The following is a 15118-nucleotide window of genomic DNA, read 5'->3' as shown; positions in this document are numbered from 1 at the left end:
CGACACAGCCGGGACCGGGCGACACAGCCGGGACCGGGCGACACAGCCGGGACCGGGCGACACAGCCGGGACCGGGCGACACAGCCGGGACCGGGCGACACAGCCGGGACCGGGTCGGGAGCGCCGTTGTCCGCGTGGCGACCGGTCGTCCCCACCGCCCGCTCCGGCGGGACCGGTTCGCCGGACCGGGACCGGGACCGGGGCCATCCGGGACGGGGACCGGGACGACAGCGATTACTACGCTGGTTAGTAGGCTGTGCCGGTGACCGAGACACCCATCGGAGGGCCGCGATGACCGCCGCGGCGTCGGCCGGCTCGCCGGTGGACGGGGTCCTCGCCACGGCGACGATCGTGCTGTCGCTCGTACTCGCGCTGTGGAGCCTGGTGGCGGCGGTCCGGCACCGGCCGCCGGACCTCGTGCAGTCCGTCGGCCTGGGCCTGCTGGAGGTGGCGCTGCTCGCGCTGACCACCCTGGCCCTGGTCGCGGTCGTCGGCGGAGAACGGGCCGGCGAACCCGGCGCGTTCTTCGGATACCTGGTGACGTTGGTCTGCCTGCCCCCGCTGGCCTGGGTGCTGGCCAGGATGGAGCCGACCCGGTGGGGGTCGGCGATCGTCTGCGCGGTCTGCCTGGTCCTGCCGGTGGTCGTGGTCCGGCTCCAGCAGACCTGGGAGGTCGTCGGTGGTTGACACCCGGGCGTCGGCGCGCGCCACCAACGCGGGGCCGGGACGGCTGCTGATCGCCGTCTACATCCTGTTCGCCATCGCCGCCACCTCCCGGGCCGCACTCCAGATCGCCACGAAGTTCGACGAGGCGCCGGTGGCGTACCTGCTCTCGGCGGTGGCCGCGCTGATCTACATCGTGGCGGCGGTCGGGCTGGCCCGCGCCGGGCACGCCGGCCGCCGGGTCGCGCTGGCCTGCTGCTCGGTGGAGCTGGTCGGGGTGGTCGGCGTCGGCGTGCTCAGCCTGGTCGACGCCGAGCTCTTCCCCGACGAGACGGTCTGGTCCGGCTTCGGCAGCGGCTACGGCTACATCCCGCTGGTGCTGCCGGTGTTGGGGCTGCTCTGGCTCTGGAGCACCCGCACCCGCACCGCCGCCGACTCCTGACACCCGGCTCCCGGTCCGGGTCCTGACGCCGGAGCCGGGTCCGGGTCGTGACGCCGGCTTCCGGTCCGGGTCCTGACGCCGGCTCCGGCTCCGACGGCTGACGCCGGCCCGGGGCCGGACGCCCGGCCCGGTCAGTCCTTTGGGCCGCCCGCGACGTAGATGACCTGCCCGGAGACGAAGGACGCGCCCTCGCTGACCAGGAACGAGATGGTGTGCGCGACGTCCTCGGGGCGGCCGGGTCGACGGACCGGGATCTCGGCGGCGGCGTGCTTCTGCAGGTCGTCGAAGTCGACCTTCATCCGGGCGGCGGTGGCGGCGGTCATGTCGGTGACGATGAAGCCGGGGGCGACCGCGTTGACCGTCACCCCGAACGGCCCCAGCTCGATGGCGAGGGTCTTGGTGAAACCCTGGAGGCCGGCCTTGGCCGCCGCGTAGTTGGCCTGGCCCCGGTTGCCCAGCGCCGAGGTGCTGGACAGGTTGACGATCCGGCCGTACTTCCGCTCGACCATGTGCCGCTGGGCGGCCTGGCTGAACAGGAACGCGCCGCGCAGGTGCACCCCCAGCACGGTGTCCCAGTCGGCGTCGGTCATCTTGAACAGCAGGTTGTCCCGCAGCACCCCGGCGTTGTTGACCAGCACCGTCGGCCCGCCCAACTCGGTGGCGACCCGCTCGACGGCGGCCTCCACCTGGCCCCGGTCGGCGACGTCCGCGCCGACACCGAGGGCCCGGCCACCGGCGGCGGTGATCGCGTCCACGGTCGGCCCGGTCGCCGCCTCGTCGATGTCGACCACGGCGACGGCCATGCCGTCGGCAGCCAGCCGCCGGGCGGTGGCCGCGCCGATGCCGCGCGCGGCTCCGGTGACGATGGCGACGCGGGACTCCTCCGACATGACTACCTCCCGGTAACTTCTGGCTCGATCGCAGGAGCCTACCCGCCCCGACGTCCGTCGACGTCCCTGCCGGGCAGGGACGTCGACGGACGCGCCGGTCAGTAGGTGGTGGAGCGGCAGAGCCGGATCCAGCGGTAGCCGTGCCCACCCAGCTTCAGGCTGTCCAGCTTGCCGACGTCGCCGTAACCCCGGTCGGTCAGGACGTCTATCGGCAGGTCCGCCTCGGCGGCCAGGGTGCTCAGGTCCACCTCCACGTCCTCGGTGCCGAGGTTGTGCAGGAAGACCATGGTGCCGGTCGGGCCGTCGGCGCGGTGCGCGAGCACCCCGGCCGGCATCGGCACGTCGATGTGCGAGGTCGAGCCGGAGCCGATCTCCGGGGCCTCCCGCAGGGTCCGGATCATCCGCTCGAACCAGGCCAGCAGCGACGTCGAGTCGCCCCGTTGGGCGGTGACGTTGACCTGCTGGTAGCCGAAGTCACCCTTGTCGATCACCGGGCGGATCAGCTTCTCCGGGTCCGCCGTGGAGAAACCGCCGTTCTCCTTGTACGACCACTGCATCGGGGTACGGATCGCGTCCCGCCCGTCCAGCGCGAGGTTCTCCCCCATCCCGATCTCCTCGCCGTAGCGCAGCACCGGCGTGCCGCGCAACGAGAACTGGAGCGCGTACGCCAGCTCGATGTGCCGGCGGTCGTTGCCGAGCATCGGGGCGAGCCGCCGCCGGATGCCCCGGCCGTAGAGCTGCATGTTCTCGTCCGGCCCGAACTTCGCCAGCACGTCGTTGCGCTGGTCGGCGGTGAGCCGGGACAGGTCGATCTCGTCGTGGTTGCGCAGGAAGGTGGCCCACTGGCCGCCGGTGGGCAGCTTCGGGGTGTCGCGCAGCGCGTCGATGATCGCCTCCGGGTCCTCCCGGGCGAGGGCGAGCATCAGCCGGCCGTTGAGCATGAAGTCGAAGAGCATGTGGATGCGGTTGCCCGAGCCGCCGCCGTCGCCGAAGTAGACCGGGAGCTGGTCGGGTTCGACGTTCGCCTCGGCCAGCAGCACCGCGTCGCCGCGTCGCCACTGCACGTGCTGGCGTAGGTCGGTGAGGAAGTCGAAGTCCTTGGGGGCGTTCGGGTTGCCCGGCTCGGTCTGCTCGATGATGAACGGCACGGCGTCCATCCGGAACCCGGAGACGCCGAGCTGGAGCCAGAACGAGGTGATCTTCTTGATCTCGGCGCGGACCTTCGGGTTCTCGATGTTCAGGTCCGGTTGGAACTTGTAGAAGCGGTGGTAGAACCACGCCTTGGCGGTCCGGTCGTAGCTCCACGTCTCGTGCTGCTCGCCCGGGAAGACCATGCCCTGGTGCCGGTCCGCCGGCTCGTGGTCGGCCCAGACGTACCAGTCGCGGTACGGCGAGTCGGGCGAGGACCGGGCGGACTGGAACCACGGGTGCTGGTCGGAGGTGTGGTTGACCACCAGGTCGATGATGACCCGGATGCCCCGGTTCTGTGCCTGGTGCAGCAGTTCGGCGAAGTCGCCGAGGGTCCCCAGTCGCGGGTCGACGTTGTAGAAGTCGGTCGCGTCGTATCCGTCGTCCTGGTTGGGCGAGGGATGGATCGGGTTGAGCCAGAGGCAGGTCACCCCCAGCCGCGCCAGGTAGTCGAGCCGGCCGATCAGGCCCCGGAAGTCACCGACCCCGTCACCGTCGGAGTCCGCGTACGTGTCGACGTCGAGGCAGTAGACGACGGCCTCGGAATACCACCTGTCACCCATGCCGGCCTAATGTCTCCGATCGCTCGACGCCGCAAACGCGAGTCTCGCTCCGGCCCTGGTCGCCGGGGCACCACCCGCACGGCCACCGCCGCGCCTGACACGGACCGGGCCCGCCGCCGCTTCGGACGCGGCCCGCGCGCCGACGCGCCGCAGCCCTGCGGGGTACGGTCCGGGCATGGCTGCGCATCCGACGGACGGCTCCCGGACGGTCGACTGGGACGAGGGCCGGTGGCTGCACCCACCGGTACGGGTGGACCGGGCCGGTGACGGCGCGCTGCTGGTGGAGCCGGCCGCCAACAGTGACCTGTGGCGGCACACCAGCTACGGCTTCGTCCACGACGACGGGCCGGCGCTGCTCGCCCCGCTGCCGGCCGACGGCGCGGTCGAGGTGGACTTCCTGCTCGACTACACCGCCCAGTTCGACCAGGCCGGGGTGCTGGTGCGGGTGGACGAGCGGAACTGGATCAAGGCCGGGGTGGAGGTCAGCGACGGACTGCCGCAGGTCGGCGCGGTGGTGACCCGCGAGTTCTCCGACTGGTCGGTGGCCCCGGTGCCGGACTGGCAGGGCCGGGAGGTGACCGTGCGGGCCAGCCGCAGCGGCGACGCGCTGACGGTCCGGGCGCGGGTCGCCGACGGGCCGTGGCGGCTGGTGCGGCTCGCCCCGCTCGCCCCGGACGCGGTGGCCCTGGCCGGGCCGTTCTGCTGTGCGCCCACCCGGGGCGGGCTGACCGTCCGGTTCACCGGCTGGCGACAGGGTCCGGCGGACCGGGGACTGCACCCCTGCGACTGAGCCCCGGCTCAACGGCTGCGACCGCCGGTCTGCTGGCGGCACGACCGGCTGCGACCGGTCTCCTGGTGGCGTGGGTCGGACGGCGCGACGGGGCACCGGTGGGGTTCGGCGGGTGGGCCCCCTCACCGCAGGGTGTAAGTGGCGGCCGGCTGGGTACCACTGTCCGATCCCGCCCGGCCCGCTGGAAGGACGCCCATGGCTCTCGCCGAGAACGTCGACCCGAACCAGTTCACCGGGCTGACCGGATGGGTTGCGGGCGTCATCGACTCCCTCGGCGCGGTCGGCGTCGCCTTCCTGGTGGCGTTGGAGAGCATCATCCCGCCGATCCCGAGCGAGATCGTGCTGGCGATGGCCGGCTACCTCGCCGCCGAGGGCCGGTTCAGCCTGGTGGTGATCATCCTCGCCGCGACGGTCGGTTCGCTGGTCGGCGCGCTGGTGCTCTACTGGCTCGGCGCGGCGATCGGCGAGGAACGGCTCAAGCACTGGCTGGACCGCATCCCGCTGGTCGACCGGGAGGACCTGGAGAAGGCCGACCGTTGGTTCGAGCGGCACGGCCGGTGGGCGGTGCTGATCGGCCGGCTGGTGCCGGTGGTGCGCAGCCTGGTCTCCGTCCCGGCCGGCGCGAACCGGATGCCGATGGGCGAGTTCGTGCTGCTCACCACCCTGGGCAGTGGGGTGTGGAACGCGCTGGTGGTCGGCCTCGGCTACACGCTGGGCTCGCGTTGGCAGGACGTGGAGAAGTACAGCGACTGGTTCAACTACGCCATCTTCGCGGTCTTCGCCGTCATGATCGTGAGCTGGGCCGGCAAGAAGATCCGCTCCCGCCGTGACCGGGGTGACCGGGGCGACCGACGCTCGGTGTCCGCCGACCACTGACCGGACCACCGCGCCGCCCGACCGAGCAGCTGCCCCGCCGGTGGAGCCGGACCGCCGGTGGAGCCGGACCGCCGGTGGAGCCGGACCGCCGGTGGAGCCGGACCGCCGGTGGAGCCGGACCGCCGGTGGAGCCGGACCGCCGGACCGGCCGGCCCCACCGGGCGGTGGTGTTCAGAACCTCGCGGTGATCGAGGTGAACTCCCAGAGGTTCTGGGCGATGCCGGAGCAGTTGGCGACCACTCCCCCGTCCGGGCAGGCGCGGTCGCGGTTGACCGACCAGAAGGTGAACCGGGACAGCCCCCGCGCCTTGGCCCAGTCCCGGATCTGCGTCCAGGTGGCCGGCGAGGTCAGCTCCCGCTGGTCGGACAGGCCGTTCATGCCGCTGATGCCCATGTGCGCGTACGCGGTGGCGTCGGACCAGCCGAACGCCGACTTGAGCGTGGTCTTCAGCCCTTCGGCGGCGTTGACGGTGTTCTGGTACATGTTCGCCCCGCCGCCGAAGTCGAACGGCATGATCGTGAAGGTGTCGATGTTCGCGCCGAGCGCGGCGGCCTGGTTGATCAGCCGGGTGCCGTAGTACGACGGCCCGGTGGTCGAGGTGCCGAAGGTGACGATCGTCCTGATCCCCGGGTTGTTCTGCTTGACGATCTTCAGGGCGCCGAGGATGCGGTCCTGCACCACCTCGTTCTCGAACTCGTCGCTGTTCTCGATGTCGATGTCGATCGCCTTCAACCCGTACGCGTTGATCACCTGCTGGTACGCCCCGGCGAGGGCGCTGGCCGACGCGCAGTTCGGGCCGAGCTTGTTGCCGCTCCAGCCGCCGAAAGACGGGATGACGTCACCGCCGGCTGCCCGGATCGCGGCGATGGTGTTGGCGTGCGCGCCTCCGGTGAGCGGCCCGGAGCCGTCCCAGGCGGGGGTGCAGCCGCCGCCGGAGAGCACGAACGCGATGGTGAACCACTTCACCCCGGTCGCCCCCATCACGGTGCCCGGCGCGGGCGGGTCGCCCCAGCCGGGGTAGAGGTAGGGGGCGGCGGCCATCGTGCCGTTGCCGCCGGTGCAGCCGGTGGTGGTGGCCGACACCGCTGCCGATTTCGCCGACTCCCCTGCGGAGTTGTACGCCGTGACGGTCCAGCTGTGGGTGGAGCAGGCGGCCAGCCCGGAGACGGTGGTCGAGGTGCCGGTGACGGTGGCCTTCACCGTGCCGCCCTCGTAGATCCGGTAGCCGGTGACCGTGCCGGAGACGGCGTTCCAGGCCAGCGTGGCCGACGAGGCGGTGGTGCTGGTGACCCGCAGCCCGCCCGGGGTGGCCGGGCCGGTCGGGTTGCCGGGGCCGCCGCCGGTGCAGGCCCCGCCGTTGACCGTGCAGTTCGTCGGGTCGCCGGTGCCGGCGACGACGAAGCCGAAGGTGGTGCTGGCGCCCGGGGCGAGGCTGCCGTTCCAGCTCTGGTTGAGGGCGGTGACCCGCTGGCCGGAGCTGCTCAGCCGGGCGTCCCAGAACGACCCGACGGTGCTGCCCGAGGGCAGGTCGAACACGACGGTCCACGAGCTGATCGCGGTCGAGGTGTCGTTGGTGACGGTGAACTTGGCCTCGTACCCGCTGCCCCAGCTGGCGGTGCGGACGAAGGCGGCGGTGGCGGCGGACGCGGCCGGCGGGGCCACGAGCGTGCCGGTGACCAGGGCGGCGGCGAGCGCGACGGCGAGGGTTGCCGCGCGGGGGGAGCGGAGTCTCACGGGTGGCCTCCAGTGGACCGGAGCGGGTCGGGGGCGGGGGGTGCGACCGGGCCGCGTGCGCGGGCCGGTGGGCGCGGTCCGGGGGTGGGACCGCCGGAACGACGATGAACCGATCCACGGTCGTCCACGTCCGCGCTCATTATTAAGACTCTTAACTGTTAATGTCCAGAGCCCTTTCCGGCCGCCCACTCCCCGCCGCTTCGACCTGACCACACCGGCGCGGGCGGTCGCCGGGTCGCGGGCCGGCCCGGCGCATGGGTTCGGGGTCCGCACCACCCCGGCGCGGACCCCGGACCGCCCGGTCAGCGGCGGAAGGTGAACCAGTTGACGTTGACGAAGTCGGCCGGCTGGCCACTGCTGAAGGTGAGGTAGACGGTGTGCCGCCCGGTCACCGTCGACACGTTGCCGGGCACCGACCGCCAGCTCTGCCAACCACCGGTGTTGGCGACGGCGAAGCTGCCGATCGGGGTGGCGGTCGGGCTGTCCACCCGCACCTCGACCAGGCCGCTCACCCCGCCCGCCGCGCCGGAGGCCACCCGGGCCAGGAAGTCGCGCGGGCCGCTGCTGCCGAAGTCCACGTTGTCGTAGCGGGCCCAGTCACCGTTGCGCAGCGCGGCGATGTTCTGCCCGCCCTCGGCACAGGTCTCGACGGCCACCCCGTTCTGCCCGGAGAACGCCTCGGCCTGGATCGTCGAGTAGGCGTCCACGGTGCCCGACGGCGGCGGGGTGGTCGGGGCCGGCGTGGTGGGGGTGGGCGTCGGGGTGGAGCCGCCGCCCCGGCGGTAGACCGCGACGTAGTCGACCAGCATCGGCCGACCGGAGACGGTCGAGCCGGTCGGCGTGACGGCACCGGCCACCCCGTCCGGGAAGGAGCCGCCCATCGCCACGTTGAGCAGCAGGAAGTAACCGCCGTGGCCGGTCATCTGCGCCCAGTAGCTGGCCCCGACCTGGTTCTGGGTGACGGTGTGGAACAGTTGACCGTCGACGTACCAGCGCAGCTGCTGCGGGCTGACCGAGGTGTCCCACTCGGTGCGGTAGGTGTGGAAGGCCGCCTGGCAGGCGCTGCCGGGGCAGACCCGGGTCGCGCCCAGCCCGCTGAACTCGTTGCACGGGCCGCCGGGGGCCACCCCGCAGTGCAGCGCGCCCCAGACCTGGTTGAGCCCGTTGACGTTCTCCATCACGTCGATCTCGCCGATGCCCGGCCAGTTCTGGTAGTTGCCCCGGTAGGGTGCGCCGAGCGCCCAGAACGCCGGCCAGTAGCCGGCCGCCTGGGCGCCGGTGACGTTGGGCATCTGGATCCGCCCCTCGATCGCCAGCACCCCGCCCGACGGGGGCTTGAAGTCGGTGCGCACGGTCTCGATCCGGGCCGAGGTCCACCGGCCGGCGGAGTCGCGCAGCGGGGTGATCCGCAGGTTGCCGGACCCGTCGTGGGCCAGGTTGGCGGTGCTGCCGGTGTACGTCTGGATCTCGCCGGTGCCCCAGTTGGCCGGGCCGCCCGGGTAGCTGGTGCCGGTGTCGACGATCCAGTTGGCCGAGGACGGCAGGGTGCCGGCCCCGCCGGTGAAGTCGTCGCTCCACATCAGGCTCCACCCCGACGGCGGCGTCGGGACGGCGGCCTGGGCGGCGACCGAGACGCCGGTCAGCGCGGTGGCGGCGGCGAGCGTGACCGCCAGGGCGAGCCGGCGGCCGGGCCGGCGCGGGGCGGTGGGGGCGACCGGAGCCGCCGGGACAGCGTTCATCGGGATGCCTCTCTGGGGGACGGGAGCAAAGAGAGCGCTCTCTGAGCGGTTTTCTACGCTCCCGCCCCACCATTTGTCAACGCTCGTCGATGGCTCCGACCGGCACCGGTTGCGGCCGACGCAGCAGCACGTGTTCCGCCACCGTCCACCCGGTGATGGTGACCAGGTAGAGCACCGCCGCCAACGGCACCACCACCGCCAGCAGCACCGTCCCGTACGGCAGCAGCGGCAGCACCCGGGCCAGCAACGCCGCCCCCGGCTGGTCCGTCGGCGCGGCGGCCGACGCCGTCCGCCGGGCCCGCCGGGACAGCACCGTGGCCAGGCCGGCCAGGGCCGCCAGCAGCACCCCGAACACCGGCAGCGCCGACAGGGTCAGCCCGTCGCCCAGGTGCCAGCCCAGCGGCACCCCGGCCAGCCGCGCGTCGAGCAGCCCGACCGCACCGTCACCGGTGCCGAACAGGCGGTACATGACCAGGAAGAACGGAGCCTGGAGCAGCGCCGGCAGGCACCCCGCCACCGGCGACGCCCCGGCCCGGCGGTAGAGCGCGAACACCTCCGACTGCAACGTCGCCGGGTCGTCCGCGTACCGCTGCTGGAGCTGGCGCAACTGCGGGGCGAGGGCCGCGCGACGCCGCTCCGCGCGGACCTGGGCGACGGTCAGCGGTGAGATCAACAGCCTGACGGCGATGGTGAACAGCACGATGGCGGCGGCGGTGGCGGCCCCGCCGGCCAGCGGTGTCAGCAGCCCGGCGAGCCAGCCGACGACAGAACCCGCGGCGGCAGCCGCGTCGTGCACAGGTGAGAAGGCGAGCATGGGGGAACCCCTCGGTCCGATTCCGGAGGTCCGCACGGGACGTCGACCGGCCGCCCGTCAGGGCGGTCGGCGGTTCACCGTGGGACGGATGACGACGGAACCGGTCGGCGGCGGCGGCGCGCGGGATCAGCCCGCGACCGGGGACCACCCGACCGGGAGGGAACCCCCGGGTGCCCGGGGGCGGGGTCGGCCCGCCGCGTCCGGATCGACCTGCCGGGGTACGCGTCGACGCCGGGCCCGGTCGCGTAACCCGACCGCCCGCCGCCGCCCCGTGCCGGGGCCGGACGTCGGCCGGGGACGGGTCGCCAGCAGGACGACGAGCAGCAACGCGGCCACCACCGCCGCACCGGCGAGCAGGTCACCCGGCCGGTCCGCGAGCAGGGTCAGCCCGACGAGCGCGTACGCCCACAGACCCGTCACCACCCGCAGCCCCGACACGCCCGCCAGCCTAGGACCCACTGTCACGTCGGACCGCCGCGACGGCCTCGACCACCGTCTCCGGCCGGTCCACGTGCAGCAGATGCCGGGCGTCCCGCAACACCTCCTGCCGGCCGGCGGGGAAGCTCGCCGCCAGCGCCGCATGGCCCGCCCGCCACGCCGCCCGACCGGCCGGGGTGGGCACGTCGCCGAGCGCGGTCAACACCTGCACCGGCAGCGTCGGTGCCGCCGTCACCGCCCGCAACGCCACCAGTTCCGCCGCCACCGCCGGGTACGCCAACCACTGCACCAGCGCCCCGACCAGCACCGATCCGCAGCCGTACGCCGCCGCAGCGGTCGGGTCGGGCGGGCGGACGCTCATCGGGCGCACCGCCCGACGCCACGCCCCCGGGCCGTACCGGCGGGCCAGACCGGACCGGTCGAGCGCCCCGGCCAGCACCGGTGCCCCGGCCGCCACCGTGCCGGCCGTCCACGCCGACCACCACCGCCACCGGGCCGCCCCGTCCGGGTCCACCAGGCTCGGGTCCACCAGCACCAGCCCGGCGAGCCGCCCCGGATGCCGCCGGGCGTACGCCTCGGCGGGCAACGCCGCCGCCGAGTGCGCCACCAGCACCGGCCGGTCCAGCCCGGTCAGCGCCGCGTCGAGGCGGGCCAGTTCGGCGGTGAGGGTGGGCACCCGGGTGTCGTCCGGCCGGTCCAGCCGGCGCACCCGGCAGCCGGCGGCGGTCAGCGGCGGCACCATCCGGTCCCAGGTCGCCGCCCCCTCCCCCATCCCCGGGCAGAGCAGCACCCCCGGCCCGCCGGCCCGACCGGTAGCCGCCGCGTCGTCGGCGGTGGGCCGGTCGGGGGCAGGCCGATCGGGGGCAGGCCGATCGGGGGCAGGCGGGCCGGTCACCGGGGGCGCTCCGGGCCGGGGCCCCGGCGGGCGACGGCGGCGGTGAGCAGCAGCCAGCCGGACAGCCCGGTGAGCTGGACCCGCTGCCACAGGCCCAACCCCCACTCGGGGTGCAGGGTGGCGACCAGCGTGCCGACCGTGCCGACCGCCAGCACCACCGCCACCACCAGCCCGGCCCGGCGGCGGACCGGGCCCCGCAGCACGGCGAGGACCGCCACCAGGCTGAGCAGTGCGCCGGCCACCGCCACCGACGAGGTGACCGTGTGGGCCTGGTGCCGCCAGGACAACTCGCCCGCCTCCTCCAGCCGGGCGCAGCGGTCGTCGATCGAGGGGGCGCAGTCCATCGAGGTGTACCCTCCGTCGACGGCGGTGGCGACACCGAACACCAGCAGCCCCCACCAGGCCGGCCGGGGCACCTCCCGGACCACCCGGGCCAGCAGCAACCCGGCCGCCGTCGCGCACAGCCCGGTCGTCACGTCGCCGAGCTGGAAGACCAGGTGGTACGGCTGGTCCCGGGCGGCCAGTTCACTCAGGTAGCTCTGCACCGGCCGCAGCCCCGGGTTGAGCACCGGGGCGAGCAGCCAGGAGGCGTAACAGACCGCCGCCACCACCAGCGCCACCGCCGCCCCGGTCCGGGCGATCCGGTGCCCGCCGCCCCCACGGCGGGCCGCCGGGTCCGGGTCACGGTGGGGGCGGTTCACGAGGACTCGCGGACCATCGGGAACGGCAGGGTCTCCCGGATGGACCGGCCGGTCAGCAACATCACCAACCGGTCCACGCCCAACCCCAGGCCACCGGTCGGCGGCATCGCGTACTCCAGGGCGGTGAGGAAGTCCTCGTCCAGCTCCATCGCCTCCGGGTCACCACCGGCCGCCTTCAACGACTGGGCGGTCAACCGCCGCCGCTGCTCGGTCGGGTCGACCAGCTCCGAGTACGCGGTGCCCAGCTCCATCCCGAACGCCACCAGGTCCCACCGCTCGGCCAACCGGGGATCGGACCGGTGCTGCCGGGTCAACGGCGACACGTCGGTCGGGAAGTCCAGGTAGAACGTGGGCACGTCGGTACGCGCCTCGACCAGCCGCTCGTACAGCTCCAGCAGCAGCTCGGCGCGCTCCCACCCCGGGTCGTACGGCACCTGGGCCGTGTCGGCGAGCCGGCGCAGGGTGGCGACGTCGGTGTCGACGGTCACCTCCTCGCCCAGCGCGGCGGAGACCGCCCCGTGCACCGTGTGGACCGGCCACGGCCCGCCGATGTCGATCAGCTCACCGGTGCCCGGTCGACGGGCCAGTGGAGCCCCGTGCACCGCCACCGCCGCCGCGACGATCAGCTCCCTGGCCAGCTCCCGCATGTCGTGGTAGTCGGCGTACGCCTGGTACGCCTCCAGCACGGTGAACTCCGGGTTGTGGCTGAAGTCGACACCTTCGTTGCGGAACACCCGGCCCAGCTCGTACACCCGCTCGACGCCGCCCACGGCGAGCCGCTTGAGGTACAGCTCCGGGGCGATCCGCAGGGTCAACCGCAGGTCGTAGGCGTTGCTGTGGGTGACGAACGGGCGGGCGTTCGCTCCGCCGTGCACCCGTTGCAGGATCGGCGTCTCCACCTCCAGGAAGTCCCGGTCCACCAGGGTCCGGCGCAGGCTGGTGAGGGTGGCGCTGCGGGCCCGCAGCAGCTCCCGGGCCTGCGGGCTGGTCGCCAGGTCCAGGTAGCGGCGGCGGACCCGCGCCTCCGGGTCGGCCAGGCCGTGGTGCTTGTCGGGCAGCGGGCGCAGGCACTTGGCGGTGAGCTGCCAGTCGGCCACCCGGACCGACACCTCGCCGCGCCGGGTGGCGTACACCTCGCCGGTCGCGCCGACGTGGTCGCCGATGTCGACGGTGGCCCGCCACCGGGGCAGCTCCTTCTCCAGCACCAGTTGCAGGTCGCCACTGCCGTCCCGGATGGTGACGAAGCAGACCCGGCCGTGGTCGCGGACCAGCAGCACCCGCCCGGCCACCGACACGGTCTCCCCGGTGCCGGTGTCCGGGGCCAGCCCGGCGTGCCGCGCCCGCACCGCCGCACACCCGTCGGTACGCGGCCACCCCACCGGGTACGCCTCGACGCCCTGCGCCCGTAGCCGGTCCAGCTTCGCCCGCCGGACCCGCACCTGCTCGGGCTGCTGCTCGCGGGCCGGTTCGGGGCTGACCGCGTGCACCGTGACCGCGTCCGGCGGCACGAACCCCACCCCGCCACCGGCCGGGGGTGCCCCGTACAGCGGGGACGGCCGGCCGCCGGGCAACGCCACGAAGCCCTCCGCGACGGCGGCGGCCAACCCCACCCGGGCCAACTCCCGCCGCTCGCCGAAGCACAGGTAGCGGGGCGTCCAGTGCGGCTGGTACTTGGCATTGGACAGGTACAGCGACTCCAACTGCCACCAGCGGGAGAAGAACAGCAGCGTACGCCGCCACAGCCGGATCACCGGGCCGGCGCCGATCCGGGCGCCCTGCTCGAACACCGACCGGAACACGGCGAAGTTCAGCGACACCCGCTCGACACCCAGCCGGGGGGCCGCACCGAGCAGCGCGGCCACCATGAACTCGGTGACCCCGTTCTCGGCGGTGCGGTCCCGACGCATCAGGTCCAGCGACAGGCCGTCGGTGCCCCACGGGCTCAACGACAGCAGCGCCCGCACCCGGCCGGTGCCGTCGCGGGCCTCCACCAGCACGCAGTCACCGTCGGCCGGGTCACCGAGCCGGCCCAGCGCCATCGAGAAGCCGCGCTCGTGCTCGGTGTCCCGCCAGCGGGTGGCCAGGGCGGCGAGGTCGGCCAGCTCGTCCGGCGGGATCTCGTGGTGCCGGCGGACCAGCGCGGTGTGACCGGCCCGCTCGACCCGGTGCACCGCCTGCCGGACCGGGCGCATGTCCCGCCCGCCCAGGTCGAACTCCCGGGCCAGCAGGATCGCCTCGTCGCCCAGTTGCAGCACCTTCAACCCGTGCCGGTGGTAGGCCCGCGCGCCGGCCTCGCTGGCCCCCATCACCGCCGGGGTCCAGGCGTACTCCCGGGCCTGGTCCAGCCAGGCGGTGATGGCCGGACCCCACGCCTCCGGGTCGCCGACCGGGTCGCCGCTGGCCAGGCTCACCCCGTTGACCACCCGGTAGGTCAGCGCCGCCTTCCCGCTGGCTGAGAAGATCGCCGCCTTGTCCCGTCGGGTGGCGAAGTAGCCGAGCGAGTCCCGGTCGCCGTAGCGGGCCAGCAGTTCCCGGATCCGCTGCTCCTCGTCGGGGTGCAGCACGGCGGCGGCGCGCTGGGAACGCAGCAGGGTGAACAGGCCGGCCAGGAAGGCGACCGCGCCCATCCCGCCGAGCAGCAGGTTGACCCAGCCGGGGGCCTGGCCCTGCCGGGTGACGTCCAGGGTGATCGCCCCGCCGAAGACCTTCTCGATGGCGTACCCGACCCGGTCCAGCAAGCTGCGCAGGCTGCCGGGCACGGCGGTGAGCAGCAGGTAACCGAGCCCGACGGCAGCCGCGGCGAGACCGAAGAACACCCCGAGGGCGCGGCGGGTGCTGCCGCTGCGGACCCGGGCGTAGAACTCCCGCCGGGCGGTCAGCAGCAGGGTCAGGGCGGCGGCGGCGAACCCGATGCCCACCCAGACACCGACGGCGTCGATCAGGGTGAACAGCCGCCGGCCGGCGTCGTCGGTGAGCTGGTCCGCGCCGACGGTCACCAGCACCAGGCCGGTCAGCACCCCGACGACCAGGCTGAGGATGAAGTAGACGACCAGCACCCAGTACGCCAGCCGCTTACGGCGCAGCACCGCCGCGGCGAGGGTGCCGAGGAACACCGCGTACGCCAGGTTGGCCGGCGCCGGCACCAGCAGCGTGTCGATGGTAGTCCGGACCGGCTGGAACTCGGCGTTGGCCGCGCTGCTCACCGCCGCCAGCGCGCAGATCGCGGCGATGAACCACAGCAGCGCCGCGAACATCCGGGGCACCTGCCGCCGCCAGTCCCGCCCGGCCGGCCGGGGCGGGTGGCCGGGCCGCCGCGCCGGGGTCGGGGGCGCCGACTGGGGCACCGTCGTCGGGGTCACCTGACCTCCCTCACGTTCCCGCCCCG

13 protein-coding genes are annotated in these 15118 nt (G+C 74.0%); 4 read left to right on the top strand and 9 right to left on the bottom strand.

All coding sequences use genetic code 11. The features are described from left to right. Positions 1-291: 291 nt before the first annotated feature. Both AB0B63_RS05810 and AB0B63_RS05805 read left to right on the top strand, forming a co-directional pair. Positions 292-687, top strand: coding sequence for a hypothetical protein (locus tag AB0B63_RS05810; protein WP_357014905.1), 396 nt, complete (start codon positions 292-294; stop codon positions 685-687). After that, positions 680-1105 (top strand): hypothetical protein, encoded by a 426-nt coding sequence (locus AB0B63_RS05805; protein ID WP_208568378.1) that lies wholly within the window; start codon positions 680-682, stop codon positions 1103-1105. The genes AB0B63_RS05810 and AB0B63_RS05805 overlap by 8 nt, the downstream gene beginning before the upstream one ends. Before the next feature lie 131 nt (positions 1106-1236). Here the strand turns inward: AB0B63_RS05805 and fabG are convergent, their stop codons facing one another. Together fabG and AB0B63_RS05795 are read right to left on the bottom strand one after the other, a co-directional pair. Continuing rightward, entirely contained in the window at positions 1237-1995 is a 759-nt protein-coding gene (gene fabG / locus AB0B63_RS05800) for a 3-oxoacyl-ACP reductase FabG (RefSeq protein WP_357014901.1), read from the bottom strand. A 98-nt stretch (positions 1996-2093) separates the two neighbouring features. Then, entirely contained in the window at positions 2094-3746 is a 1653-nt protein-coding gene (locus AB0B63_RS05795; RefSeq protein ID WP_357014899.1) for an alpha-amylase family protein, read from the bottom strand. 175 nt (positions 3747-3921) lie between these two features. Between AB0B63_RS05795 and AB0B63_RS05790 the strand changes: the two genes are divergently transcribed. Next, positions 3922-4536, top strand: coding sequence for a DUF1349 domain-containing protein (locus AB0B63_RS05790; RefSeq protein WP_357014897.1), 615 nt, complete (start codon positions 3922-3924; stop codon positions 4534-4536). Positions 4537-4731: 195 nt separating this feature from the next. Beyond that, positions 4732-5412 carry a DedA family protein gene (locus AB0B63_RS05785; RefSeq protein WP_357014895.1) on the top strand — a complete coding sequence of 227 codons (681 nt, stop codon included), beginning with the start codon at positions 4732-4734 and terminating at the stop codon, positions 5410-5412. Between the two features lie 171 nt (positions 5413-5583). Here AB0B63_RS05785 and AB0B63_RS05780 read toward each other — a convergent pair whose 3' ends face one another. The 7 genes from AB0B63_RS05780 to lysX form a co-directional block, all read right to left on the bottom strand. Beyond that, a complete protein-coding gene (locus tag AB0B63_RS05780; RefSeq protein ID WP_357014892.1) occupies positions 5584-7146 on the bottom strand; it encodes a cellulose binding domain-containing protein in 1563 nt (520 codons plus the stop codon). A gap of 302 nt (positions 7147-7448) precedes the next feature. Beyond that, the gene (locus AB0B63_RS05775; protein ID WP_357014889.1) at positions 7449-8885 is read right to left on the bottom strand and encodes a carbohydrate-binding protein; all 1437 of its coding nucleotides are present in this window, start codon (positions 8883-8885) and stop codon (positions 7449-7451) included. Positions 8886-8961: 76 nt separating this feature from the next. Next, complete coding sequence (gene yidC, locus AB0B63_RS05770; RefSeq protein ID WP_357014886.1) at positions 8962-9699, bottom strand: membrane protein insertase YidC; 738 nt, start codon at positions 9697-9699, stop codon at positions 8962-8964. A gap of 126 nt (positions 9700-9825) precedes the next feature. Then, complete coding sequence (locus AB0B63_RS05765) at positions 9826-10137, bottom strand: DUF6412 domain-containing protein (RefSeq protein WP_307799421.1); 312 nt, start codon at positions 10135-10137, stop codon at positions 9826-9828. 10 nt (positions 10138-10147) lie between these two features. Continuing rightward, positions 10148-11032, bottom strand: coding sequence for an alpha/beta hydrolase (locus AB0B63_RS05760; protein WP_357014882.1), 885 nt, complete (start codon positions 11030-11032; stop codon positions 10148-10150). After that, the gene (locus AB0B63_RS05755; RefSeq protein WP_357014879.1) at positions 11029-11733 is read right to left on the bottom strand and encodes a DUF998 domain-containing protein; all 705 of its coding nucleotides are present in this window, start codon (positions 11731-11733) and stop codon (positions 11029-11031) included. The genes AB0B63_RS05760 and AB0B63_RS05755 overlap by 4 nt, the downstream gene beginning before the upstream one ends. Further along, positions 11730-15092, bottom strand: a complete 3363-nt coding sequence (gene lysX, locus AB0B63_RS05750) for a bifunctional lysylphosphatidylglycerol synthetase/lysine--tRNA ligase LysX (RefSeq protein WP_357014877.1) — start codon at positions 15090-15092, stop codon at positions 11730-11732. The genes AB0B63_RS05755 and lysX overlap by 4 nt, the downstream gene beginning before the upstream one ends. Positions 15093-15118 lie beyond the last annotated feature (26 nt).

The organism is Micromonospora sp. NPDC049081 (genome assembly GCF_040648835.1).
In the GTDB taxonomy this organism is placed as follows: Bacteria; Actinomycetota; Actinomycetes; order Mycobacteriales; family Micromonosporaceae; genus Micromonospora; species Micromonospora antibiotica.
The sequence above is the reverse complement of the archived record's forward strand: the minus strand, read 5'-3'. Positions and strand labels throughout refer to the sequence as shown.

Coding starts and splice junctions, on each gene's coding strand:
- yidC (WP_357014886.1), bottom strand. CDS start 9,699: ATGCTCGCCTTCTCACCTGTGCACGACGCGGCTGCCGCCGCGGGTTCT.
- AB0B63_RS05775 (WP_357014889.1), bottom strand. CDS start 8,885: ATGAACGCTGTCCCGGCGGCTCCGGTCGCCCCCACCGCCCCGCGCCGG.
- AB0B63_RS05810 (WP_357014905.1), top strand. CDS start 292: ATGACCGCCGCGGCGTCGGCCGGCTCGCCGGTGGACGGGGTCCTCGCC.
- AB0B63_RS05785 (WP_357014895.1), top strand. CDS start 4,732: ATGGCTCTCGCCGAGAACGTCGACCCGAACCAGTTCACCGGGCTGACC.
- fabG (WP_357014901.1), bottom strand. CDS start 1,995: ATGTCGGAGGAGTCCCGCGTCGCCATCGTCACCGGAGCCGCGCGCGGC.
- AB0B63_RS05795 (WP_357014899.1), bottom strand. CDS start 3,746: ATGGGTGACAGGTGGTATTCCGAGGCCGTCGTCTACTGCCTCGACGTC.
- AB0B63_RS05790 (WP_357014897.1), top strand. CDS start 3,922: ATGGCTGCGCATCCGACGGACGGCTCCCGGACGGTCGACTGGGACGAG.